General features: G+C 59.7%; 19 protein-coding genes and 1 rRNA gene. 10 read left to right on the top strand and 10 right to left on the bottom strand.

Annotated features, from left to right (window positions below):
* Positions 1 to 114: 114 nt before the first annotated feature.
* Positions 115 to 3,678 carry a PAS domain-containing protein gene (locus tag VF629_RS09930; RefSeq protein ID WP_331058320.1) on the bottom strand — a complete coding sequence of 1,188 codons (3,564 nt, stop codon included), beginning with the start codon at positions 3,676 to 3,678 and terminating at the stop codon, positions 115 to 117.
* 98 nt (positions 3,679 to 3,776) lie between these two features.
* Positions 3,777 to 4,751, bottom strand: coding sequence for an arginase (locus VF629_RS09925; protein WP_331058319.1), 975 nt, complete (start codon positions 4,749 to 4,751; stop codon positions 3,777 to 3,779).
* A 319-nt stretch (positions 4,752 to 5,070) separates the two neighbouring features.
* On the opposite strand from VF629_RS09925, the gene VF629_RS09920 reads away from it, so the two are divergent.
* Both VF629_RS09920 and VF629_RS09915 read left to right on the top strand, forming a co-directional pair.
* Entirely contained in the window at positions 5,071 to 6,489 is a 1,419-nt protein-coding gene (locus VF629_RS09920) for an arginine decarboxylase (protein WP_331058318.1), read from the top strand.
* A gap of 95 nt (positions 6,490 to 6,584) precedes the next feature.
* Positions 6,585 to 6,740 carry a hypothetical protein gene (locus tag VF629_RS09915; protein WP_331058317.1) on the top strand — a complete coding sequence of 52 codons (156 nt, stop codon included), beginning with the start codon at positions 6,585 to 6,587 and terminating at the stop codon, positions 6,738 to 6,740.
* A gap of 164 nt (positions 6,741 to 6,904) precedes the next feature.
* Here VF629_RS09915 and VF629_RS09910 read toward each other — a convergent pair whose 3' ends face one another.
* The gene (locus VF629_RS09910; protein ID WP_331058316.1) at positions 6,905 to 7,423 is read right to left on the bottom strand and encodes an HAD family hydrolase; all 519 of its coding nucleotides are present in this window, start codon (positions 7,421 to 7,423) and stop codon (positions 6,905 to 6,907) included.
* Positions 7,424 to 7,530: 107 nt separating this feature from the next.
* Between VF629_RS09910 and hemG the strand changes: the two genes are divergently transcribed.
* The 3 genes from hemG (at position 7,531) to VF629_RS09895 (ending at position 10,818) form a co-directional block, all read left to right on the top strand.
* A complete protein-coding gene (hemG, locus tag VF629_RS09905; RefSeq protein ID WP_331058315.1) occupies positions 7,531 to 8,868 on the top strand; it encodes a protoporphyrinogen oxidase in 1,338 nt (445 codons plus the stop codon).
* 132 nt (positions 8,869 to 9,000) lie between these two features.
* Positions 9,001 to 9,741, top strand: a complete 741-nt coding sequence (locus tag VF629_RS09900; protein WP_331058329.1) for a polyprenol monophosphomannose synthase — start codon at positions 9,001 to 9,003, stop codon at positions 9,739 to 9,741.
* A gap of 144 nt (positions 9,742 to 9,885) precedes the next feature.
* Positions 9,886 to 10,818: a TerC family protein gene (locus VF629_RS09895; RefSeq protein ID WP_331058314.1), complete on the top strand. Its 933-nt coding sequence runs from the start codon at positions 9,886 to 9,888 to the stop codon at positions 10,816 to 10,818.
* A 100-nt stretch (positions 10,819 to 10,918) separates the two neighbouring features.
* On the opposite strand, the gene VF629_RS09890 is transcribed toward VF629_RS09895, so the two are convergent.
* Positions 10,919 to 13,045 carry a transglycosylase domain-containing protein gene (locus tag VF629_RS09890; protein ID WP_331058313.1) on the bottom strand — a complete coding sequence of 709 codons (2,127 nt, stop codon included), beginning with the start codon at positions 13,043 to 13,045 and terminating at the stop codon, positions 10,919 to 10,921.
* Between the two features lie 303 nt (positions 13,046 to 13,348).
* Here VF629_RS09890 and purB point away from each other — a divergent pair, with 303 nt between their 5' ends.
* The 5 genes from purB (at position 13,349) to VF629_RS09865 (ending at position 18,162) form a co-directional block, all read left to right on the top strand.
* A complete protein-coding gene (purB, locus tag VF629_RS09885) occupies positions 13,349 to 14,689 on the top strand; it encodes an adenylosuccinate lyase (protein ID WP_331058312.1) in 1,341 nt (446 codons plus the stop codon).
* An 80-nt stretch (positions 14,690 to 14,769) separates the two neighbouring features.
* Complete coding sequence (locus VF629_RS09880; protein WP_331058311.1) at positions 14,770 to 16,461, top strand: hypothetical protein; 1,692 nt, start codon at positions 14,770 to 14,772, stop codon at positions 16,459 to 16,461.
* 64 nt (positions 16,462 to 16,525) lie between these two features.
* The gene (locus VF629_RS09875; RefSeq protein WP_331058310.1) at positions 16,526 to 16,813 is read left to right on the top strand and encodes a hypothetical protein; all 288 of its coding nucleotides are present in this window, start codon (positions 16,526 to 16,528) and stop codon (positions 16,811 to 16,813) included.
* 3 nt (positions 16,814 to 16,816) lie between these two features.
* Positions 16,817 to 17,017 (top strand): hypothetical protein, encoded by a 201-nt coding sequence (locus VF629_RS09870; protein ID WP_331058309.1) that lies wholly within the window; start codon positions 16,817 to 16,819, stop codon positions 17,015 to 17,017.
* 47 nt (positions 17,018 to 17,064) lie between these two features.
* Positions 17,065 to 18,162 carry a glycosyltransferase family 9 protein gene (locus VF629_RS09865; RefSeq protein ID WP_331058308.1) on the top strand — a complete coding sequence of 366 codons (1,098 nt, stop codon included), beginning with the start codon at positions 17,065 to 17,067 and terminating at the stop codon, positions 18,160 to 18,162.
* A gap of 48 nt (positions 18,163 to 18,210) precedes the next feature.
* Here the strand turns inward: VF629_RS09865 and VF629_RS09860 are convergent, their stop codons facing one another.
* The 6 genes from VF629_RS09860 to rrf all read right to left on the bottom strand — a co-directional run bounded on the left by VF629_RS09860 (position 18,211) and on the right by rrf (position 23,897).
* Positions 18,211 to 19,362, bottom strand: coding sequence for a glycosyltransferase (locus tag VF629_RS09860; protein WP_331058307.1), 1,152 nt, complete (start codon positions 19,360 to 19,362; stop codon positions 18,211 to 18,213).
* A 41-nt stretch (positions 19,363 to 19,403) separates the two neighbouring features.
* Positions 19,404 to 20,381, bottom strand: a complete 978-nt coding sequence (locus VF629_RS09855; protein ID WP_331058306.1) for a glycosyltransferase family 2 protein — start codon at positions 20,379 to 20,381, stop codon at positions 19,404 to 19,406.
* On the bottom strand, positions 20,374 to 20,898 hold the full coding sequence (locus tag VF629_RS09850) for a DUF4199 domain-containing protein (protein ID WP_331058305.1): 525 nt from the start codon (positions 20,896 to 20,898) through the stop codon (positions 20,374 to 20,376). Before VF629_RS09850 ends, VF629_RS09855 begins: the two co-directional genes overlap by 8 nt.
* 40 nt (positions 20,899 to 20,938) lie before the next feature.
* The gene (locus VF629_RS09845) at positions 20,939 to 21,496 is read right to left on the bottom strand and encodes a DUF4199 family protein (RefSeq protein ID WP_331058304.1); all 558 of its coding nucleotides are present in this window, start codon (positions 21,494 to 21,496) and stop codon (positions 20,939 to 20,941) included.
* A 77-nt stretch (positions 21,497 to 21,573) separates the two neighbouring features.
* Positions 21,574 to 23,619: a BatA domain-containing protein gene (locus tag VF629_RS09840; protein WP_331058328.1), complete on the bottom strand. Its 2,046-nt coding sequence runs from the start codon at positions 23,617 to 23,619 to the stop codon at positions 21,574 to 21,576.
* A gap of 166 nt (positions 23,620 to 23,785) precedes the next feature.
* Positions 23,786 to 23,897, bottom strand: a 5S ribosomal RNA gene (gene rrf, locus VF629_RS09835).
* Between the last annotated feature and the right edge of the window lie 18 nt (positions 23,898 to 23,915).

Below are 23,915 nucleotides of genomic sequence, written 5' to 3'. Positions count from 1 at the left end.
TCAGACGAATAACCCATCAAAACTTGAAGAAACAGCAAGCCCCGCCAGCTACTGGCGCGGCTTGCTGTTTCCTTCAGCGGCGGGGCTTAGCAATTGGTGGGAGTTGCGCGGCTGCTACCCCTTCCGCTCGGCGTCGGCCGTGAGCTGCAGCAGCAAGCGGCACAGGTCGGCTTCCTCGTAGGGCTTGGTCAGGCAGGCGTTCATGCCGGCGGCCAGATAGCTGGCCCGGTCGGCTTCGAAGGCGTTGGCCGTCAGGGCAATGATGGGAATGGTGGCGCAGGCAGCATCGGGATTGGTGCGAATGGCGGTGGTGACTTCCACCCCGCTCATGCCGGGCATTTTGATGTCCAGGATAGCGGCATCGTATTCGCAGTCGCGCAGCTGGGTTAGCGCGTCGGTGCCGTTGCTTACCGGTTTCACTTGCACGCCCCAGTTTTCCAGCACCACCACCGCAATCCACTGGTTCACCAGGTTGTCTTCGGCCAGCAGCACGCGCAAGCCGCGCAGTCCTTCAAAGGAAGCATTGGCGGGCGGCGGCGATGTTTCCTTGGCCCCGTCGACGAGCCGGGGCAAGGTCAGCTGAAACGCAAAAGTGGTGCCCCGGCCGGCCACGCTGCACAGGCGCAGCACGCCGCCCATCTGGCTCACCAGCTGCTGGCTGATGGCCAGCCCGAGGCCCGTGCCGCCAAAGCGGCTGCTGGTTTCGGCGCTGGCCTGGGTGAAGGCGTCGAAAATGTGGTCTTGCTCGTCAGACGTCATCCCGATGCCCGTGTCCTCCACCCAGAAGCGTAGGGTCAATTGGTGGGGTACGTCCTGGAGCACGTCGGCGCCCAAGCGCACGTGGCCTTTTTCGGTGAATTTGATGGCGTTCGACAACAGGTTGAGCAGCACCTGGTGCAGGCGGTAGGCGTCGCCCAGCACCCGCGGGTCGGGAAGCGGCAACGCCTCCACGCGCAATTTCAGCCCTTTTTGCTCCGCCAACGCCGCCACGGTTTGGCCGGCGCCTTGCATGGCCATGGCCACGTCGAAGGGCGCGTGGTCGAGCTCGAGGTGATGGGTGGTGATTTTGGCCATGTCGAGCACGTCGTTGAGCAGGGCCAGCAAGTGCCGGCCCGCGTGCTGCATGGTGTTCAGGTACTCGCGCTGCTGGGCGGTGAGGGTCGTTTTTTGCAGCAGGCCGGCCATGCCCAGCACCCCGTTGAGCGGCGTGCGGATTTCGTGGCTCATCCGGGCCAGAAAGGCTTCTTTGGCCAAGGCGTTGTCTTCGGCTTCCTGCTTGGCGTGCTGCAGGGCTTGCTGGGCCAGCACGCCGGGCGTCACGTCGTAGCCCGAGGCCACCACGTAGGGCGGGTAGCCCTCCTCGGTCACCTGGTATGCGTAGTAGTTCAGGTAGCGGCGCTCTCCGGTGCGCGTCCAGATGCGCATTGTGCGGGGCTCCCGATGAATCGTTTTGGGCTCTTCCAAATAACTCTGCAACGCCCCGTGGTGCTCAGCCGGCAGGGCTTCGCTCAAATGGCGGCCAATCAGCTCGGCGGCCGGCATGCCCATTAGCCGCTCAATGGCGGGGTTCACCGACAGCACGTTGCCCTGCAAGTCGTGCGTGCAAATCAGGGCCTGTGAATAATACACCAGGTCGTGGTACTGCTTTTCGCGGCGCTCCAGCTCGTGGCGGGCCTGCTTCACCGCCGTCACGTCGGTGCTGATGGTCAACACGCCCACTTGCCCGTCGGCGCGCAGCATGGGCCGCTTGTGCACCTGGTAATACATGGTTTCGCCGCTCATCAGCGTAAACGGCAGCTCGGCCGTTTGCGCCGTCTGGGTGGCGCGCACCAGCTCGTTCAACGCCTGCACGCGGTGCATCTCGTCCGGCACCTGGGCGGTGGCGCTCTGCGCCTGCCAGTGCAGGCTATGCGCAATCATGGCGTCGTAGGCGAGGTTGGAGAAAGACACGCTGCCGTCGGGGTCCACCATGTAGAGCACGTTGGGCAAGGCGTCCAGGATTTGGCGGATAAAGGCCTGCTGCACCTGCAGCATCACCTGCACTTCGTGCTGTAGCTTTTCGGCCATGTAGCGCGCCGTGATGTCGATGCCCGAGCCCACCACCAGCCGCAGCGTGCCGTCGGGGTTGGTCACGGGCCGCAGGTGGCGGAGTATCAGTTGGGGGCGGTTGTTGCGGTCGGTGCGCATTTCCTCCCACGTCACGTCGGTGCGGGTGCGCACGGCTAGGTCAAAGTACTGCTCGCGTTGGGCGGCCATTGCCGACGGTTGCTGCTTGCTGCGCAGGGCAAAGTACTCGGCATTGGTCAGCCCGATAATCTGCTTGCGCACTTCGGGGCTGGAGACGGAAGACGGGTTGACAAAGAGGAATCGGTGCTCCGCGTCGAACACCGCCACGTCCACCGGCAGCAGGTTCAGGATGGATTCGTAGAACTCCTGCTGCTGCGTCATTTTCTCCTCGGTCTGCTTGCGCTCCGTGATGTCGATGCCCGAGGTGATGACGCGCAGTCGGCCGTCGGCGGCGCGCACGGGCCGGTAGCGCAGCAGGATGTGCTGGGGGCCGTTGGGGCCGGGCCGGGTTTCTTCCCAGCTCACTTCGCGCAAGTGCTCCACGGCTTCGGCAAACGCCTCGGCGCGCCGGCGTAGCACGGCCTCGGGGCGCTGCCGGTGGGCGCCGGCTTCGTTGCTGGTCTTGCCCACCATCCAGGCGCGGGTGGCGGGGTCGGGTTCCACCACGGGATTGAGGTAGAGGTAGCGGTGCTGGTCGTCGAACACGGCCACGGCGGAAGGCACTTGCTCAAGCACGCTTTCGTAGAAAGCGCGCTGCTCGGCCAGCTGCTGTTCGGCCAGCTGCCGCGCCGTGATGTTGGTCAGGTACAGGGCGGCGTACACTTGGCCGGGCACGGGCACGGCCGTCAGCAAATAATGCTGCCCTCCAACGGCCAGTTCCTGTTGCTGCTGCTCGAGCGTGCCCACCGCAGCGCGCACCAGTTCGAGCAGGCGCTGCCGCGGCGTTCCGCTGGGGTCGGCATCCAACGCCTGCAGCAGCCCCGCCGCTGCGGGATTGGCGTACACCACCTCCCCGGTGGGCAGCACCCGCAGCACGGGGTTGGGATTTTGCCGCGGCAGGAAAGACAGGGAGTGCAGCTCTTCGTCGCGGCGGTGCCGTTCGGTCACGTCGCGGTAGCAAATCAGGCGGCCCGCGCGCTCCGAGTCCAGCACCAGGTAGTCGAGTTCGACCACCCGCTCGTCGGCCAGCACAAACGCTTCCTGCAGCACCGTTTTCCCGGCGGCGTGCAGGGCCCGGGCCCGCGTTTTAAAGCCTAACGGGTCCTGAAACGCGTTGTCGATGGCAACCGCCGCGTGCGGAATGGGGGGCGCACCTTCGAGGGGCCCGGCCACCGGCGGCAGGCCGAACAGGTCCCAAAACGCCTGATTCACAAACTGAATGTCGCCCACGTGGTCCACCAGCACCAGGCCCACCCGCAGGGTTTGCACCAGGGCAGTGAGCTGGGTGTGGTGCCGCTGGGCGTTGCTGGCCGTGGCGGCCAGTTGCTGCTCAAGGGCATCTATTTGGGCCTGGGCAGTGACCAGGGCTGCTTCGGCCTTTTCCGCTCGGGCAAGGGCGGCGGCCAATTGTGCGGCCAAGTCGGCGTCGGAAAGGGGGAGAGCCGTTTTCATGGCCGGTAGAAAAAAGGACGGAGGGCAACCCTACAAAAACTAAGCTCCTCCCTAACAAAGGAAGCATATTTCCCGAAATTACCACCCTAAGCCCCACTTTAGCGGCTCACCACTTCTTCCATCCGCAGCCGCCGCTCAATGGCCTCCGTGGCTTTCTCGAGAATGTTGAAAGCGTTTTTGGCCATCGTGTTGCCGTTGTCCAGCGTGGGGTTGATTTCGACCATCTCGAAGCACACCACCCGGTCGTTCTCCAACAGGTCCTGGCAGAGGTTTTCGGCCTCGGAGAGGTAGAGGCCGTCTTCCACGGGCGTGCCCGTGCCGATGCTGAAGCTCGAATCGAGGCTGTCGACGTCGAAGGAAATGTACACCAGGTCGCAGAAGCGCAGGTGCTCGTAAATCTCACGGGCCAGGCGGCGCGAGCCCTTGGCCTTAATTTCGGGCAGCTTTATCCACTTGATGCCCAGCTCTTCGATGAGGGCGTCCTCCTCTTCCTCGGTGTCGCGCACCACCACGTACACCAAGTGCTCGGGCTTGAACTTGGGGCCCGGTTCGCCCAGGTTTTGCAGGCGGCGCCAGAAGAAGATGGTTTCCGGGTCGGGGATGTTGCGCTGGTGGGCCAGGTTGTCGACGCCCAGCGAGGCGGCCATGGGCATGCCGTGCACGTTGCCGCTGGGCGTGGTGTAGGGCGAGTGGATGTCGGCGTGGGCATCAATCCAAATGACGCCCAGCGTTTTCTGCGGGTACGCGGCCTTGATGCCGGCAATGGTGGCGTTGGCGCTGCTGTGGTCGCCGGCCAGCACCAGCGGGAACTCGCCGAAGCGCAGGGTTTGCTCCACGGCGCTGGCAATGCCCTTCTGCACGGTGTAGATGCTGTCGATGTGCTTGGCGAAGGGGAAGTGGTTCTTCTCGAAGAGCACGTGGTTCAAGTCGGGCAACACCACGGAATTGAACCGGCGGAAATAGTCGGAGCCTTTGTTGAGGCAGGCCACGCGCAGGGCGTCGATGCCCATGCTGGAGCCGCGGGTACCGGCGCCGAGCTCGGAGCGTACTTCCAGTAATTTGATGCGTTTCATCGGAGGGCGTGAATAAGATGAGGACAAGCGGGCATCGTTCCAAGGCGGTTTTTAGTTGTCAGTGGTCAGTTGTCAGTTGCTAGGCTGGATGACCAACCTGACAACTAGCAACTGACCACTGACAACTAAAAAGAAACCTTCGAGCGCTGCCTTGCGGTAGAGGAATTCTACCGTAGCCAAGTCGCTATCATTCCATCGTCACGATGCGAGGCGGGACCTCGGTAGAACAACTTCTTGTTCCCTTCACTTCCCTACCCCGGCGGTACTTTTGTGCCGCCCGCCGCAAAGGTCGGGTTTTCCCGCCGCATTCAAAAACCGAATGGATACCTATCACGACCTCATCTCCCAAACCTTCGACTTTCCTACGGCCGACTTTACCGTGCAGGACCACGAACTCCGCTTCCACGACATCGACCTGATGGGCCTGGTGAAGAAGTACGGCACGCCGCTCCGCCTCACGTACCTACCCAAAATCAGCTCCCAGATTCAGCGGGCCAAACAGTGGTTTGCTGAGGGCATTGCCAAAACCGGCTACACCGGCACCTACTCCTACGCCTACTGCACCAAGTCGTCGCACTTCCGCTTTGTGCTGGAAGAGGCCCTGAAAAACGACATTCACCTCGAAACCTCGTCGTGGTTCGACATCAGCATCATCCGCAACCTGCACGCCCAAGGCAAAGTCGACAAGCAGAAGCACATCATCTGCAACGGCTTCAAGCCCGAGGCCTACAAAAAAGAAATCGCCGACCTGATTAACGACGGGTTTGTGAACTGCATGCCCATCATCGATGCGCCCAACGAAATCGACTACTACCACGACCACGTGCGCGAAAACGTGAACATGGGCATGCGCCTGGCTTCCGACGAGGAGCCGCGCTTCCAGTTTTACACCTCGCGCCTGGGCATCCGCTACGCCGACGCCATCCCGCTCTACGAAAAGCGCATCAAGGACGACCCGCGCTTCACGCTCACGATGCTGCACTACTTCATCAACACGGGCATCAAGGACACGTCCTATTATTGGTCGGAGCTGAGCCGCTTCGTGCACAAGTACTGCGAGCTGCGCAAGGTGTGCCCCACCCTCACGACCATCGACATCGGCGGCGGCTTTCCCATCCAAACCAGCATCCAGCCCGAGTACGACTACCCCTACATGGTGGCCGAAATCCTGCGCACCATCCAGCGCATTTGCGCCGAGGAAGGAGTGCCCGAGCCCAACGTCTTCACCGAGTTCGGCATCTTCACGGTGGGCGAAAGCGGCGCCATCATCTACAGCATTCTGGACGAGAAGCTGCAAAACGACAAGGAGCTCTGGTACATGATTGACGGCTCGTTCATCACCAACCTGCCCGATACCTGGGCCCTCAACCAGCGCTTCATCATGCTGGCCGTAAACGGCTGGGATAGGGGCTACAAGCGCCTGCAGCTCGGCGGCCTCACCTGCGACTCCCAGGACTACTACAACGCCGAGAAGCACATCTACCAGGTGTTCTTGCCCGAGCGCAACCCGCGGTCGGCGTCGGCCAAGCCCGCCGACGCGCAGCCCCTCTACGTGGGTTTCTTCCACACCGGCGCCTACCAGGAAAGCCTCAGCGGCTACGGCGGCATCAAGCACTGCCTCATTCCCGCCCCGCAACACGTTATCCTAGACCGCGCCGAGGATGGTACGCTTATTGACACCGTTTTTGCGCCGCAGCAAGAAGCTGCCAGCATGATGCGAATCCTCGGATACGAATAATTCAATTTCAGCGTTAAGGTTTTAGTTAGAATATAGTGCTCACTACTTATCTTTGAAGCTCAGCTCGTCACCCCTCACTCGTTTTAATATAAATTATGAAAAAGTTCGTATTGCTCGCCGCTGGTTTCGCCGCGCTCACCCTGGGCGCCTGCAACCGCCAGAAGTGCCCCGCCTATTCTAGCACGAAAGAAGCTAACCGCATTTCTTCGCCTATCACGGCCAGCACCGCTACGCCGGCTGCGCGCCAGTAGTCTTATTGGTTATGAAAAAAGGCCGGCCTCCCACATGGGAGGCCGGCCTTTTTTGTGATTCAAAATACTTAACCTCACGTCCTGCAGAGCGAAGCATCTCGCGTGCCACTATTAATCATTGATTACTGCCCCGAGCGAGATGCTCCGCTCTGCAGGACGTGAGGTTAAGTATTTGACAAAATAACGTCCGTCGCCGCCCGCAAATCGGCCACATGCGGCGCGAAACCAGTTCCTTGCTCCGGGCCTACCAAGATGCCGCGCACGCCAACGGCGGCGCCGGCTTCCATATCGCGCAGCCGGTCGCCCACTATCCAACACTGCGCCACGTCCAAATTGAAGCGGGCTATGGCTTTTTCCAACATGCCCGAATCGGGCTTGCGCAGGATGGACTCGCTTACGCTGGGGTGAGCGTCGCTGAAATACAGCGCGTCGAGGGCACCATTGCAGGCGGCTTGTAGCTTGGCGTGGCAGGCTCGCACCTCGGCGGCCGTGTACAGGCCTTTGGCGATGCCGGCTTGGTTGGTGACGACGATGAGCCGGTAGCCGGCGGCTTTGAGGCGGGCTAGGCTTTCGGGCACGCCGGGGCAGACGATGAATCGCTCGGGCTGCCACACGTAGGTACCTATTTCTTCGTTCAGCACGCCGTCGCGGTCCAGGAAAACGGCTTTGTTGTTTGGATTCATCAAACAAAGGAAGTAGCGCGAACTTTGTAGTTCGCGGCCCCGCGCCGATGGAGTCGTTCGGAGACGCGAACTACAAAGTTCGCGCTACGGCGTGTTACCCTTTCGACATGAAAATTGCTATTCTCGGCGGCGGTATCAGCGGCCTTACTTTGGCGTGGTACCTGCAAAAAAGCGGCGTGGCGTACGACCTGTTTGAGGCCGACAAGCGCCCCGGCGGCAACCTGCACAGCTGGCGGGCGCCCGAAGGCTACCTGGTTGAGACCGGCCCCAATTCTCTGCAGCTCAGCGCAGAATTGGAAGAGTTGCTGACCGAGCTTGGGCTAACCGACCAAATCGGTGACGCGGCCGCCGTCAGCCAGCACCGCTACGTGCTGCGCCACGGCCGCTACCAAGCATTGCCCGGCTCCCCTCCTGCCCTGCTCACCAACGGCTTCTTCAGCCTGAAAGCCAAGTGGCAGCTCCTACAGGAATTCCGGAAACCCGCCGCCCCGGCAGACCTCGCCGAGACGGTGGCTCACTTCTTCCGTCGGCGGTTCGGCTCCGAAATCCTGGATTACGCCGTCAACCCCTTCATGGCGGGCATTTACGCCGGCGACCCGGAACAGCTGCTCATCCACAAAACCTTCCCGCAAATTGCTGCCCTGGAGCAGCAGCACGGCTCGGTGCTGCGCGGGCTGATGAAGGGCGGCAAGGGTGCCGGCCGCCGGCGCATCGTGACGCTCGAACACGGCGTCCAAACCATTACCGACACCCTGGCGGCTCGCCTGAGCAGCTACCAGCCGGCCACGGCGGTCACGGCCCTATCCCGCGCCGCCGACGGCACCTATCAACTAGAGCTTGCCGGCCCGCAAGGGCTAGAAGCCGCCCCCGGCTACACTCATTTGGCGTTGGCCTTGCCCACCCACGCGGTGGCGCCCTTGCTGCAGCCGTTGTTTCCGCAGCAGGCCAAAGCGCTGGCAGCCGTGCATTACCCGCCCATGAGCGTGGTTTTTTCGGCCTACGACCGCGCCTCGGTGGCCCACCCACTCAACGGGTTCGGGGCGCTGCACCCGAAGGTGGAGGGCACCTACGCGGCCGGCTCCATCTGGACCAGCTCCATCTACCCGCAGCGGGTGCCGGCGGGCCAGGTGCTGTTCACCACGTTTGTGGGCGGGGCCCAGTACGAAGACGCCGCTCAGGCGCCCGAGGACGCGCAGCAAGCCGCCGTGCACGCCGAGCTGAGTCGGTTTTACGGCATCACGGCCGCGCCCCGCTGGCAGGGCCGGTACTTCTGGCCGCGCAGCATTCCCCAATTCGATGCTCGCATTGTGGGGGCGCACGCGGCGGCCGCGGCCTTGGAAGCCGAAAACATCGTGGCCGTGGCCAACTGGCGGGCCGGGGTGAGCGTACCCGATTGCGTGCGCTACGCCCGGCAAACCGCGGCCACCTTAGCAGCTCGACAGTAGCCTAGCCTGCCAGCACGGACCAGGGCGCGCCATAAATATTCTTCTTCTGAGACAAATTTGGCGCTCCTAGCGGCGTATGCCGGTGCAGCCTCGCGCCGCGAAACCCTATCTTTGAGCCCAATCTTTGAGCCCATGAGCGAAGGCCTCGTCCTAATTCCTACCTACAACGAGCGCGAAAATGCAGAGTTGATTATCCGCAAGGTGATGTCGTTGCCGCTGGCGTTCGACGTGCTGATTATCGACGACGGCTCGCCCGACGGTACGGCCGGAATTGTGCGGGGCTTGCAGGCGGAATTTCCGGGGCGCCTGTTTTTGGAAGAGCGCAGCGGCAAGCAAGGCTTGGGCACGGCTTACCTGCACGGCTTCGCGTGGGCCCTGGCTCACGGCTACGAGTACGTGTTCGAGATGGACGCCGACTTTTCGCACAACCCCGAGGACTTGGTGCGCCTCTACGACGCCTGCGCCCGCGACGGCTACGACGTGGCCATTGGCTCGCGCTACATTCAGGGCGTCAACGTGGTAAACTGGCCCATGTCGCGGGTGCTCATGTCGTACTTCGCTTCAATGTACGTGCGCTTGGTCACGGGCATGCCCATTCGGGACGCCACGGCGGGGTTCAAATGCTACACCGCGCGGGTGCTGCGCGCCATCGACCTGGCCAACATCCATTTCGTGGGGTACGCTTTTCAGATTGAGATGAAATGGCTGGCCTATCAGCTCGGTTTCCGCATCAAGGAAGTGCCCATCATCTTCACCGACCGCACCCGCGGCACTTCCAAAATGTCAAAGGGCATCGTAGAAGAAGCCTTTTTCGGCGTATTGCAAATGAAAATAAGCAGCTGGTTTCGCCCGTTGAAGAGGGTGGGAGGGTAGGAGAGTATGAGGGAGGATGGGTAATTACGAGGCCGCGTAGCAAGCGGCTGCAGGAGCAGGAGAGGATGGACCGGGAGGACAACGGTCTACCCTCCTACCCTCACACCCTCCTACCCTCCCCCATTCCGTATATTGTCGCCATACATGGAAAATACTCCCCTCTTTTGGCTGGGCTTTAACGCCTTCGTCATCGGGCTGTTGTTGGTCGATTTATTGGTCTTCAACCGCAAGGCCCACGAAATAAAACTGCGCGAAGCCCTGGGTTGGAGCGTCTTCTGGGTGGCCCTGTCGTTGTGCTTCAATTTCTTGGTGTACCGCACCATGGGGCGCGAGGCCGGCCTGCAATGGCTCACGGGCTACCTGGTAGAAAAAGCCCTGAGCGTAGACAATCTGTTTGTCTTCCTGCTCATTTTCAATTACTTCAAGGTACCGTCGCAGTACCAGCACCGCATCCTGTTCTGGGGCGTGCTTGGCGCGCTGATTTTACGCGCGGTGTTCATCTTGGTGGGCGGGGTGCTGCTGGCCAAGTTCCATTTTCTCATTTACCTGCTGGGGGCTTTCCTGGTGTACACCGGCATCCGCATGGGCCTGAGCGTGGGCGAACCCGAAATCGACCCCGAAAACAACCCCGTGGTGCGGTTTCTGAGTCGCCACCTGCCCATTACCCGCCAAATGGAAGGCGGCAAATTTTTCATCAAGAAAGACGGCCTGCGCTTCGGCACGCCATTGTTCGTGGTGCTGGTGATGGTGGAAACCACCGACGTGGTGTTCGCGGCCGACTCTATCCCGGCCATTTTGGCCATCACCCGCGACACGTTCATCGTGTTCACGTCCAACGTGTTTGCCCTGCTGGGCTTGCGAGCCATGTATTTCGCCCTAGCCAGCATGATGCGCCTGTTCCACTACCTGCACTACGGCCTCTCGCTGATTCTGGTGTTCATCGGTACCAAGATTCTGTTCGAAAGCATCTACCCCATCCCCATGCCCGTTGCTTTGGGCGTAGTGGGCGGCCTGCTGGTTCTCAGCGTAGCGGCCTCGGTGATTTGGCCCAAGAAAGAAGCCGAGCAGAGAATGTAAAATGTGATGAATGTGATGAATGTGAAAAATGTGAAAATGATTTGCTCAAAATCAGCCACTTATTTCCACATTTCTCACATCCATCACATTACCCTAAATTCTACCTGGGCTCTTTGCCCGGCGGCACATCGGCTGCGCCAGAATTAATACCGGCGTCGGGAGCGGCAGCACCGGTGTTGAGCAGGTCGATGAGGTTGAGGGGCTCGAACTGACTCGAATCGGAAGCCATGATGGTGCGCGTGGTGTCGGGGCGCGCGGCAAAGGACATGTACTGCCGGGCGGGCCCGTTGAGCGCGAGCGTGTACGGCAGGTTTTCGCGGTCGGCGTTCGAGATGAGGCCGCGGGTGGCCATGATGTCGGCAATGAGGCGGAAAAAGTAGCGCGTGCTGCGCCGCAGGCCGCCGTAGGCGTCAAAGGAGTAGCGCGAGTACTTGGGCTTGGGGATGATGCTGGCCAGGTACAGGCTTTCCGACAGGTTCAACTCGCTGGGGCGCTTGCCGTAGTAAAACAGGGCAGCGTCTTTCACGCCGTACACGCCGCGCTTGCCGCTGGGCCAGCGGTACTTGCTGGGCCCCCACTCGATGATGTTGAGGTACACTTCGAACATGCGCTGCTTGCTGGCCAGCCGCGTGTTTTCGATGAGCCACACCATGAGGGCTTCCTGCACCTTGCGGGCCACCGTTTTTTGACGGGTCAGAAACACGTTTTTCACCAGCTGCATGGACAGCGTGCTGCCGCCGCGGGCAAAGCGCTTTTCCTTGATGTTCTGAATGGCCGACTTCACAAACGCCTTCTCCATGAAGCCTTTGTGCGTGAAGAAACGCGGGTCTTCGGCCGTAGTGATGGCGTGAATAAGATAGGGCGACACGTCGTTGTAGGGCACAAAATCGGGGTTGGGCGGGCCCACCGTGAAGGTGCGCACCGAGTCGCCGCGGTCGTTGTACACGGTGTGCCGAAACGCCGTATTCAGCTTATCGAGGTTTTCCTGGCCGAAATTGGTGAGCTTGAAATTTTTGCCTTTCAGGCTGGAATCAAACTTCAGGCTGTCGACGCGGGCCATGTCGAGGCTGCCGCTCATGCGGTAGGTGAGCGTGCCGGTGCCCTGGGTGCCTTGCACTTCGTCGAAAATGCCGGTGGGCAGCGACTCAAAGAAGTCGTTGGCTTGGGTCTCGGCCGAAGTCACGTTGATGGTCACGGCCTGGCTGGGCTTCATCCGCACGCTGATTTCGGGGTAGAGCACGATTTTGTTGACCGTAATCTGGCTGCCTTTTTCCAAGGCCACCCGGCCCCGGCCCAGCGTGGCCACAAAATCCATGGAGCCGCGCTTCACCTCGATTTCGTTGGCCGCCAGCTTGGGGTGGTACAGGCTGAAATTGCGCGCCGCCACCGAGCCGCGCACGGTGAGCTGCCCGCCGGTGTCGTCGTTGTCAAAGTCTTTGCTGTCCAGCCGCACCAGCACCGTATCGAAGCTGACCAGCGCCCCGAAACGCCGCGGCACGTAGGGCAGCTGCACCGAGCCGCCCACGCCAAATACCCGGGCGGTGAGGGCGTAGTCGCCCGGTTCGATGTGGCCGCTGATGCCCAGCTCGTTCACCACCGAGTCGATGTTGGCCGACAGGCGGCCCGAAATATCCCCGTCCTCGATGACCAGTTGGGGCATGCGCAGCAGCGCCGTGTGGCGCGGGCTGTCGTAGCTCACCACAAAATCTTTGAAGCTGGCCTCGCCGGGCACGTTGTCGAAAGCCGTTTCGAGCACCTGGTTCAGCGCCACGCCGTAGTTGGTGCCTTTGGTGGTGTCGCGGGGCACGGCGCTGGCTTTTTGCTTTTTTATCAGGAAGCCGAAGTTGTCGGTTTTGCGCGTTTTGCGGGCCGTCAGGCGGGCCGTGATGACTTCTATGTCGCTAAAAACCGGGCGGCCCGCAAACAAGGAGCGCACGCTCAGCCCGGCTTGCAGGCGGCGCGCGGTGAGCAGCGTATCGGTGGGGGCAGCGGCGGGCACAATGCTCAGGCCGGCAATTTCAACGGTTTTGAAGCCGGCAAAACGGGCTGGTCCCAACGTCATAATCACCGGGTACTTACGCTCCACTTTGGCTTTCACTTCCCCCAGCGCGTAGGTTAGCAACTGCTGGCGCTTCCACTGAAACACGGCGAAAGCCAGCAGTACAAGTGCGACCAAGCCGCTCAAAATGCCGATAAGAAGTCGTTTGGTGGAAGGGGATATGTGCACGGAACTCAATAAAGTGGGCGGCTTCGCCAGCGCCAAAGGTAAGAAAAACGGAAGCTAGCCCTCATACGCAAGCCAAATACTGAACGGTAACGGCGGCCCACGAATACAAGCGGGCGGGAGTAAATGGATAAAGCGCGACTGTCCAAAGGCGTGATAGCACGCCCAACTGATGCAAATGCAAGTTTTAAGCCCATCGTTCAACTACTTCCCTTTTTTCCCTCCGAGCTTAACTCGCGCCAAAGCCATTCCCGAGCTGCCGAAAGTATCGTTCTGCTTCCCGGCCGGTACCCGTACTTTTGCGCCATGCCCAGCCCCCTTGCCGCCCTCTCGCCCCTCGACGGGCGCTACGCCCGCGCCACCGCCCCCCTCGCCGCCCGCTTCTCCGAAATGGCCCTGATACGCTACCGCGTGCTGGTCGAAATCGAGTACTTCATCGCCTTGGCTGAATTGCCGCTGCCGCAGCTGCAGCAAGTACCGGCCGAGTCCTTTGCCGGCCTGCGGCGGCTTTACGAAGGTTTCTCCGAAGCCGATGCCGAGGCCGTGAAGGCCCACGAAGCCGTCACCAACCACGACGTGAAAGCCGTGGAATACTGGCTGCGCGACCAATTTGCCGAGCTGGGCCTGGGTGGCTACGTGGAGTTCATTCACTTCGGCCTGACCTCTCAGGACATTAACAACACGGCCATTCCGCTCAGCCTGCGCGACGCCCTGATGGGCGTGTTGCTGCCGGCCTACGCCCAGGTGCGCAACGCGCTGGCGGCCCGGGGCCAGGAGTGGCAGGCGGTGCCCATGCTGGCCCGCACCCACGGCCAGCCCGCCTCGCCCACCCGCCTCGGCAAAGAAATCGACGTGTTTGTGGCGCGGCTCGACGCGCAGGTGGCTTTGTTGGCGCAGGTGCCGTTTGGAGCCAAGTTTGGGGGCGCCACCGGCAACTTCAATGCCCATTACGTGGCCTACCCGCAGGTAGACTGGCACGGCTTTGCCGCCACCTTCGTGAACGAGCGGCTTGGCCTGGCCCGCTCCTTCCCCACCACCCAGATTGAGCACTACGACCACCTGGCCGCTCATTGCGACGGCCTCAAACGCCTGAATACCATTCTGCTTGACCTGGCGCGCGACGTGTGGCAGTACATTTCCCTGGGCTACTTCCGGCAAACCATCAAGGCTGGCGAAGTGGGTTCTTCGGCCATGCCCCACAAGGTAAATCCCATCGATTTCGAGAATGCCGAGGGCAACCTGGGCGTGGCCAACGCCCTGCTCGAACACTTCGCCGCCAAGCTGCCCATCTCCCGCCTGCAGCGCGACCTCACCGACTCCACCGTGCTGCGCAACCTGGGCGTGCCGCTGGGCCACATCCTCATCGCCCTCGGAGCCCTGCAGCGCGGCCTGGGCAAGCTGGCGCTCGACGAAAACGCCCTGCATCGCGACTTAGAAGCCAACTGGGCCGTGGTGGCCGAAGGCATCCAAACCATCCTCCGCCGCGAAGTCTACCCCGACCCTTATAACGCCCTCAAAGCCCTGACCCGCACCGGCGAGGCCATTTCGGCGGCCAGCATCGGCGCCTTTATCGATGGGCTGGACGTGAGCGAGGGCGTGAAGGCCGAGCTGCGAGGGATTACGCCGCACAGCTACGTGGGAGTCTAAATCCGGTTTCCCAACGGGCTACGATTTCCCCTGAAGTAATTCCAACTTATTATCATTCCGCTTATTTTCAGCCCCTCTGCATGAAACACTTCTTTACGCTCTGGTTGGGCAGTACCTTCGTCGCGCTGGCGGCCCCTTATTCCGGGCAAGCGCAAACCTGGCAGTGGCTCTCGACGCATGAGGCCAACAGCACCGGCGCTTCTACCATTCGGGCGCTGGTTGCCGATGGCGCCGGCAACAGCATCGTGGCGGGCTCCTTCTCCGGCACGGTTACGTTTGGCAGCAACGCCCTGACCAGCGTGGGCCTCACCGACGTTTTTGTAGGCCGCTTGAACGCCGCGGGTGACTGGACCCAAGCCGTGCGCGCCGGCGGCTCCGGTGCCGAAGAGCCTTACGGCGTGGCCGTGAGCCCGACGGGGGAAGTAGTGGTGACGGGCCGTTTCGCGAGCACCACCATCACCTTTGGCACCACCGCGCTTACTAATGCCGCGGCTGGCGGCACCAGTACCACCGATATTTTTGTGGCGCGGTTGAGCGCGGCCGGCGCTTGGACCCAGGCCTTGCGTGTGGGCGGTCCTTTGGCAGACCAAGTGACTAGTTTGGCGCTGGACCCCGCCGGTAATGCCACCATCGCAGGTTCTTTCAACAGCCCAACCGTTGCCTTTGATGCCTTCACTCTCACCAACGCCGATGCTGCTGGGGCGTCGGGCGATGCCTTTGTGGCCCGCCTGAGCCCAGCCGGCACCTGGACGCAAGCTGTACGCGCCGGCGGCCCCGGATTCGACCAAATCTTGGCCATGACCGAAGACGCTGCTGGCACCACCTACACCACGGGCATCTATGGAAGCCCCACAGCCGCTTTCGGTGCTACTACCCTCATCAACAGTGAAGCCAGTGGCACCAATTTCGACGCCTTTGTGGCCAAGCTTAGCCCCGCCGGAATCTGGACCCAAGCCGTGGGCGGGGGCGGCGCCGGCAGCCTTGACCAACCCAATGCCCTGGCCGTGGATGCCAGCGGCAACGTCATCATCGCTGGACTGCATACGGCCACTACCACCTTCGGGACCAATGCACTGGCTGCGCCAACCGGCACGTACACGGGTTTTGTAGCTCGGCTCAGCCCGGCCGGCACCTGGACGCAAGCCGTAGCGGGTGGCGGAATGGCCACTACGGTTTTCCCCAACGCAGTGGCCGTGGATGCCAGCGGCAACACCACGGTAACAGGCCAGTTGAACGGGGCCAACGCCCAGTTTGGCGCTATCGCCATCAATGGCCCCGCTACTACCACGGGAGCTGATGTTTTTGTGGCCCGCTTGAACACTGCCGGCATCTGGACCTACGCCCTGCGAGTGGGCACCTCCGGCACCGACAACGCCAGCGGCATCTTCCTGAGTGGCACCACCGCCACGGTCAGCGGCTCCATGCAAAACCCGGCCTCTGCGTTCGGCTTCAACTCGCTGGTGCCAAGGGCCACTACCGTCACCGGATTCGTGGCCCGGCTCAGCGGCCTCGTGAGCGGCATCCTGCCTTCCAAGTCCACCGAAGCCCTGGCGCTGCTGCCCAACCCCGCCCGTGATGCGGTGAACCTACGGGGCCTGGCACCCAGCAACAACCAGCAGTTCGCCGTCCTAACGGACGGCGTCGGCCGGGAAGTGCGGCGCTTCACGCTGCCAGCCCGCGCCACCGCAATCAAGCTCGACCTGACGGGAGTGGTGCCGGGCATCTATGTGCTGCGTTGCGGCGCGGCTTCGAGCAAGCTGGTGGTGGAATGACTCCCCAGCATACAAAACTCGGTGCCGTCTTCTTTATTTCTTTTCAAACTCTTTTTAGTTGCTGATGCTTTTTCGCTCCTTGGCCTTCCGTCTTATCTCCACGTTGGTCCTCGCCAGCTTAGGCGCCTGCTCTTCCTCGTCCAAAAAAGAAGACCCCGCGCCTACCCGCGCCATGAGCTGGACAGTGGACGGCGCCGCGGTTACCACCACCTCGCTGCAATCGGAGAAAACGGGCACCACCATTACGGTGGCCGGCACGGCCAGCGGAGGCAACACTGGGTCTGGCTTTGTTTTCCTGGAAATTCCTAACGCCGTGGGCACATATACCTTCAGCCCCACGTCGGAAGCGTAGGCCGTGTACAGCACCAGCGCCGGCGGAAACACGGCTTACTTCGCTGGCGCCAAGGGCATTGGCAACGTAAAGGGCGGAGGCACTATTGTGATAACGTCGCCTACAACCACTGAAATAGCTGGCACTTTCACGTTCACGGGCATCAACCCCAATACGGGCGCGGCCAAGACACTTACCAACGGCGCGTTCAACGTGGGCTTGTAAGTCGGCCGGGCTACTTTTGTCCCTCAATTTCTTGCGCCCGAATTTCCGTGTCCGTTCCACTCAGCACCGTTTTGCATCCCGACTGCCGCCATTTCCGCGGCGACTTGCCCTGCCGCCCCAACAAAACCCACGGGTACGTGTGCGACGGGTGCCCGGTGTACGCACCCGTCATCAGCCGGGTGCTCATCATCAAGCTCGGGGCCATCGGCGACGTCATTCGCACCACGCCCCTGCTGCGGCGCCTGCGGGCGGAGCGGCCCGGCAGCTACATCACGTGGCTTACCCACACGCCCGCCATTTTGCCGCAAGCAGAAATTGAGGAGATTTTAAAGTTTGACTTTGCCAGCGCCTTGCAGCTTCAGGGCCGGGAGTTCGATGTCGTCATCAATCTCGATAAGGAAAAAGAGGCCTGCGCCTTGCTGAACACCATCAAAGCCAAAGAAAAGTACGGCTACTCGCTGCGCCCCTACGACGGCGTGGCATGGCCCGTCAACGAATTAGCGGAGCACAAATTCCTCACCGGTACCTTCGACCAAGTGAGCCTGGCTAACACCAAGCCCTACGTGCAGGAGATTTTTGAGCTCTGCGGCTTCGATTTTCGCGGCGAAGAGTACGTCTTCGACACCCACGACGACAAAGGCTACGACTGGAGCCACCTCCCCACCGGCCGCCCCCGCGTCGGGCTAAACACCGGCTGCGGCGACCGGTGGACCACCCGCTTGTGGAGCGACGAGAAGTGGATTTCTCTCATCGCCCAACTGCAGGCAGCAGGCTACGCCCCGGTCTTGCTGGGTGGCGATGCCGAAGACGCCCGCAACCGCGTTTTGCACGCCGCCACCGGGGCAGCCTACCTGGGCACTTTCCCGCTGCAACAGTTCATCAACCTCGTGCACCAGATGGACGGCGTAGTCACGCAAGTCACCATGGGCATGCACATCAGCATTGCCCTGCGTAAACCCACGGTGTTGATGAACAACATCTTCAACCCGTACGAATTTGACCTGTACGGGCGGGGCCAACTTGTGGGGCCCAACCGCGAGTGTGTGTGCTTTTACCGCGGCACCTGCAAGCTCGGCACGAGTTGCATGGAAGACCTGCCCGCCGAAAAAGTCTTCGAAGCCGTACTGGCCACCGTGCCGCGCTAGTTGCCTGTACTGGCTGCCAGCAGAGCGTGGCCAGTGCGTTGAAGGCCCCTATCGTATTTCTTCGGCCGAGGAAATACCCGCCACATCTTTCAGCGCGCTCACCATCACAGGCCACAAAAACTGGGCTTTCTGCTCGCGCACACCCTTTGTAAAGGCTGCCTCCCGCTGCTGCGCGTAAAAATCCAGGACGGCGCTGGCAATGGCCTCGGCGGTGGGAGGCACCACATAGCCCACCACGCCATCTGGAATAAGCTCGGCCAGGCCGCCCACGTCCGTCACCAGCATGGGCCGCTCAAAATGATAGGCTATTTGCGACACGCCACTTTGCGTGGCGTTCTTGTACGGCTGCACTACGAGGTCGGCCGCACAGAAATAGTCCGCCACGCGCTCGTTCGGAATGAAATCAGTGGCCCTCACTATCCGGCTTTCTAATTGATGACGCTGAATCAAGTCTTCGTACGGCGCGGCATCTTCGTAGAACTCGCCTGCAATAATCAGTTTTACGGGCAAGGCAGCCACCCTGGCATCGGCAAAAGCCTCCAGCATCATGTCAAGCCCTTTGTAGGCCCTGATGAAGCCAAAAAACAACAGATAGCCCTGGTTTGCTGGCAGCCCCATCGCCGCCAAAGCCGCCTCCTTCGACTTGATTGGCCCAAAATTGTCATAGAGTGGATGCGGACGGTACACCGCTGGCTTTTGGCCAAAGCCTAGTTCCTGCAGGTTTTTCAACACGCTGCGGCTCATGGTCACAAAGCCGTGGCACACGCTCAGAAAATAGCGGGTCAATGGCCTGTCCCCTGGCCGCTTTTCGTGCGGAATCACGTTGTCGGTGATGGCCACCACGCGGGTGTGCCCGTTGCCGCGCACCAGTCGCGCCACCGTACCCAGTGCGGGCCCCATAAAGGGCAACCAAAACCGAAAAACCACCAAATCGGGCCGTTCAGCGCGCAGCTTGCGCCCCACCGACCACCACGAAATTGGATTCACCGAATTCAAGCTCACCTCGATGGCTAAGTCCGCGGGCCCAGCTTCCGTGCTGAACTGCGTTTGTCCCGGGAACAGAAAATCTGGGTATTGCAGCGAGAAAGTTACAATTTTCACTTCGTCCCCCGCCTCCTGAAAAGCCCGCGCTAGCCGCTCATTATACGTTGCCAATCCCCCTCGCAAGGGGTACGCGGGCCCAATGATGACGACTTTCATAGGAGCTATTTGCTTCCGTGCCCGGGCCCAAAGCCGACGGATTAGTTAAGAGTTTCCCGCACCAAATAGTCGTTGCGCTTCGGGCCATTCAGCTGCACCATTTCCGCCAGGAATCCCGCCAGAAACAATTGCACGCCCACAATCACCGCCACCAAAGCCAAAAAGAACAAGGGCTGGTCGGTTACATTACGCGCCTTTAAGTTGTGGAACGCCAGCCAGACTTTCTCGCCCGTCAGCCACAGCGTCAGCACCATTCCCAGAAAGAAAGACAACGTGCCCAATGTACCGAAAAAGTGCATGGGCCGCCGCCGAAACCGGCTCACAAACGTGATGCTGGCCAAATCCAAAAAACCGTACACGAAACGTTCAAGCCCAAACTTGGTCACGCCGTATTTGCGTTCTTGGTGCTGCACCACCTTCTCGCCAATGCGCCGGAAGCCGTTCCACTTGGCAATGACGGGAATGTAGCGGTGCATCTCGCCATACACTTCAATGCTCTTCACCACCCGTTGGTCATAGCTCTTCAGCCCGCAATTAAAATCGTGCAACTGAATGCCCGATATCCACCGGGTAGCGCCGTTGAACAACTTAGTCGGGATGGTTTTCGACAACGGGTCGTACCGCTTTTGCTTCCACCCGCTCACCAAGTCAAATTTGTCCTCCGTAATCATCCGGTACAGCTCGGGCAATTCTTCCGGCGAATCCTGCAAGTCGGCGTCCATGGTGCACACCACCCGGCCACGGGCCGCTTCGAAGCCCACGTTCAAAGCCGCCGACTTCCCATAATTCCGGTTGAAGCGTATGCCGCGCAAGGCCGCATCTTCCGCCGCCAAGGCCTCAATTACGCTCCAAGAATCGTCCGTCGAACCGTCGTCAATCAAGACGACCTCGTAAGACAAGCCACGCGCCAACAGCACCCGCGCAATCCAGCGCGTGAGTTCCGGCAAAGACTCGGCTTCGTTTAAAAGCGGAATGACGATGGATATCTCCACCGGGAACACAACGGATGATTTATTCAAACTCAGGTTTCGAATGCTTAATAAACGCGGAGATAATCAGCGAAAGGACTACTCCCAGCAACACGCTCGAAAGCACCACAATCAGCATCATCATCGGGCCATTCATGAATTTACCGGCCATGGCCATCCCGGCATCGATTTGCTCGTCTGACATGCCGCCCCGGGCCTCCATGTCGGTCCGTGCTTTTTCCATCATGCGTTCCACAATGGTCGGGTCAATGATGTTGAAGTAGACGTAAGCAAAAATGGCGCTCAACACGCCCACCACCGTCGAAACCAGCGCGCCAATCCCCACTCCCTGCCCGAAGCTCATGAAGCCATGGTTACTGGCTTTGAATTCGCGCATGGCCAGCACAATGCCAACAACCAAGAGCACGGAGCCGACATACTTGAGCGGACTGTTTTCCATTTTGGCCGCGTACAGGCCAAACGAAAAAATGATGCTGACCAAGCCAGCCAACAGGCCATAACGGAGGCCCACAGAAGTGCTCGTAACAGGAGTAACGTTTGATTCCATCGGATTGGTGTTGGGAAAGTGAGCCGAAAGATAACCGGAATTATTCTCGCAGAAATATCCCTGCGGGGACTGCGAGCACTAATCCAAGCAAAAACACTTGCAGAAAATTGCGTGTCGCCATGTCGCCGGCCCCGATGCGCGCGATTGCTGCCTCTTGCTGCTGTTGTTGCTCTGCGCTCAGCTTTATCGCCGGGTTTTCGCGCTGCTGAACCCGCAATATTTCCAGTATCTCCGCCCGGTTACGGGCCAGTGCTGGCTCGCCTGCCCCGTAGGCCACTCCCAGTAGGCACATCGCCGAAACCGTCCCAGCCAATAACGCTGTCAACACCCCGACTCCCAACGAACGGCCCAAACCGGGCTTTTCAGGTCGCAATCTGCTCCGCAAGGTCCATTCTGCCGCCACCGCCGCAAGGGGCACCAACAACTGTGCTAATACCTGCTTCGGCCCAAACCCGTTATTTCCCGTTAGTTGCAAGCCAACCATCCAGAGCCCACACACCAGCCCCACTCCTCCTCCAAATCGCAAAGCCAATTTCCAAACCAGTCCTGGCAACGGAGCTGAAGGCAATGAACTTGGTTCGACAGAAGGAACGGCCATGACGAATGCGCTAATAAAGCGGCAAGTTACACTCTCTGGCAACTTTCAAGCTGTCCTTCAGTTCCAAACCCTCAGTATCAAGTTAACGCTGTAGCCTTAGTAGCTGCTCGTTGTTTTGCCCCGAAACGAACCAACAAAGCCTCAGCCAACAAACATATCAGCGCCAACAGCAGGAAGTACCGCCACAAAGGCTGCCCCGTTTGCTCAGCCCGCAGTTGAGCTATCTGACTGCCCGCAATGCCGCCATCCAACACCCGCACATTGGGGTTGTTTGGCCCAACAATTTGCCGCAATTCCTCAGCAGAATAAGCTGCCAATTCCGATTCCCGCTTGTCTTGGTTAAAAGCTAGCGTAGTCACCAGTTTGCCTTTCTGCTGCACCTGATAAAAGCCGGCTTGGTTCATTCCAACCGGTACCTCCAGCCGCACGTCTTGGCCTACTACCCGTTGAGCAGGTATCAAGGTCAGGCTATCCTGCACAAGTCGAAAGCTGGCTTCATCCGCTTGGTTCGCGTCAGCAAGCATAGGTATCTTCAACGTCACCGCATCCTGGGTGAGTCGGTAAGCTGGCAACTGCTCATCTCGGTAACTGAGCATGGCCATGCGGTACATTACCGGCACAAAAAACGCATGCGTTACAAAATCGGAATACTCCTTCGCAAACGGAGCCGAAAACACGAAAATTTGGCCCGCACCCCTGGTAAAATTGGCTAGGTAGCTATCGCCGTCTCGCATCCGCAAAACGTCATTTCCCGTGCGAGACCATCGTAGCACAGGCGCTACTCGCGGCAAGGTCACAGTTCTGTTTTGAGCCCCAAATACCTCGCGAAAAAAAGGGTCAGAAGAATTGGGCATCGCCACTTCACGCAGTTCGGGAGTGGCATCAGAAGCGTTCCATTGCGCCCGCCCTATACCTAAATCCCGAAACAGGTTTTCATAAGCAACTCTGTCTTTGGTTAGTGGCGAAGACACTACCACCACAGTACCGCCTCTTTTCACCACTCCTAGCAGCCCCTCGCGCAATCCCGCACTAACACCACTTACTTCGTTCAGCAGCACCATATTGGCCCGGCGCATATCGCCGTAATCAACCTGTTGCGCGGAAGAAAACGAGTACGAAAAAAGCGGTTCGTTGCCATACAACTGCCGAGCAACCGGCTCAACACCAATTTCCAGAATTCGAATAGCCGCAGCTGGCCGCAAGGTAAAATAATAGGCATTGTCAAATGTGACTGGCCTGTCCTCAGTAACCACCCGTCCCGTCATTAATTTATCATCCATCAACTGCACCTGCACTTCGGAAGTAACGGTCTTCCCGGGTTCGATGCTGACTTGAAATGCCCCAACCTGACGGTTGCCAAGAAACACCTTCACCGGGCAAGAACTAACTGCTAGATTACCACCATTGCGCAATCGTACATAAAGTCCAACATTGGTCTTTATTCGCACAAAAGCATCATCTAGCCATAGGCTATCAACATAAATATTGCCTTGTTGCTTAGGAGAAATTGGTGCAAGCACCACTCGCTGTCCTTTTCCTAAATCCTTAAGTTGACCATCACCTAAACCACTCTTCTGAAAATCAGAAATTACATAGAGAGAAGAATTACTTTGGGCTCGCTCGGTAGCACTGCCAAGTAGTTGACTAACTGAAGCCTGGGCCGACAGTTTTAATTCATCCAACTTAGCCCGATACGCTTCTGGCGCGAAATAAGCACCATTAGAATTTACAAATGCAATTCTGTTCCCACTTCCCAAATCGCCCCCCACAGCTTTAGCCTCATCAACTGCACTTTCCAACAGTGGAGCTTGCGTATTTCCAACTGCTTGCATGCTGAACGTGTTATCAACCAATACAGCAGTATCAATCTGTCCGACCGAACCTTTCTCATCCGCTGAAATAAAGGGCTGACAAAAAACAAGCACAAGCGCAACAATAGCCAACATGCGCGCTAAAAGTATCAATAGACTTTGCAACCTATTCCGGCGCATCGTCACTAATTCAACCTCCTTTATAAATGCAGTATTTGTAAACAGTATCCGTTGCGGCTTTCGCAACTCCAGTAAATGAATTATTACCGGTATACTTATGCCAAGCAGCCCAAGTAGAAACCACGGATACATCAACTGCATAATCGGGTTTATTTTATATTGAACTTAGACAAAGAATTCAAATTTTAAATTCTAAACCTAAGCAGAAACGCGGCCTGTGCGGCCGAGCCAATGGCCCGGGGGATATACGCAAAAACGCCCCGTCGCTGGGGAAAGCGGCGGGGCGTTGGGCAACTAAGGTTGGCGGCGACCGACTCTCCCACCGGTGAAGGCAGTACCATAGGCGCACCGGGGCTTAACGGCTCTGTTCGGAATGGGAAGAGGTGAACACCCGGGCTAAAGCCACCATTGCTGGCGGGCTGGTTCGT

Source organism: Hymenobacter sp., assembly GCF_036388155.1.
Lineage (GTDB): Bacteria > Bacteroidota > Bacteroidia > Cytophagales > Hymenobacteraceae > Hymenobacter.
The sequence above is the reverse complement of the archived record's forward strand: the minus strand, read 5'-3'. Positions and strand labels throughout refer to the sequence as shown.

Coding starts and splice junctions, on each gene's coding strand:
- purB (WP_331058312.1), top strand. CDS start 13,349: ATGCCCAGCCCCCTTGCCGCCCTCTCGCCCCTCGACGGGCGCTACGCC.
- VF629_RS09895 (WP_331058314.1), top strand. CDS start 9,886: ATGGAAAATACTCCCCTCTTTTGGCTGGGCTTTAACGCCTTCGTCATC.
- VF629_RS09840 (WP_331058328.1), bottom strand. CDS start 23,619: ATGTATCCGTGGTTTCTACTTGGGCTGCTTGGCATAAGTATACCGGTA.
- VF629_RS09880 (WP_331058311.1), top strand. CDS start 14,770: ATGAAACACTTCTTTACGCTCTGGTTGGGCAGTACCTTCGTCGCGCTG.
- VF629_RS09930 (WP_331058320.1), bottom strand. CDS start 3,678: ATGAAAACGGCTCTCCCCCTTTCCGACGCCGACTTGGCCGCACAATTG.
- VF629_RS09925 (WP_331058319.1), bottom strand. CDS start 4,751: ATGAAACGCATCAAATTACTGGAAGTACGCTCCGAGCTCGGCGCCGGT.
- VF629_RS09860 (WP_331058307.1), bottom strand. CDS start 19,362: ATGAAAGTCGTCATCATTGGGCCCGCGTACCCCTTGCGAGGGGGATTG.
- VF629_RS09900 (WP_331058329.1), top strand. CDS start 9,001: ATGAGCGAAGGCCTCGTCCTAATTCCTACCTACAACGAGCGCGAAAAT.
- VF629_RS09920 (WP_331058318.1), top strand. CDS start 5,071: ATGGATACCTATCACGACCTCATCTCCCAAACCTTCGACTTTCCTACG.
- VF629_RS09875 (WP_331058310.1), top strand. CDS start 16,526: ATGCTTTTTCGCTCCTTGGCCTTCCGTCTTATCTCCACGTTGGTCCTC.
- VF629_RS09850 (WP_331058305.1), bottom strand. CDS start 20,898: ATGGAATCAAACGTTACTCCTGTTACGAGCACTTCTGTGGGCCTCCGT.
- VF629_RS09845 (WP_331058304.1), bottom strand. CDS start 21,496: ATGGCCGTTCCTTCTGTCGAACCAAGTTCATTGCCTTCAGCTCCGTTG.
- hemG (WP_331058315.1), top strand. CDS start 7,531: ATGAAAATTGCTATTCTCGGCGGCGGTATCAGCGGCCTTACTTTGGCG.
- VF629_RS09910 (WP_331058316.1), bottom strand. CDS start 7,423: ATGAATCCAAACAACAAAGCCGTTTTCCTGGACCGCGACGGCGTGCTG.
- VF629_RS09915 (WP_331058317.1), top strand. CDS start 6,585: ATGAAAAAGTTCGTATTGCTCGCCGCTGGTTTCGCCGCGCTCACCCTG.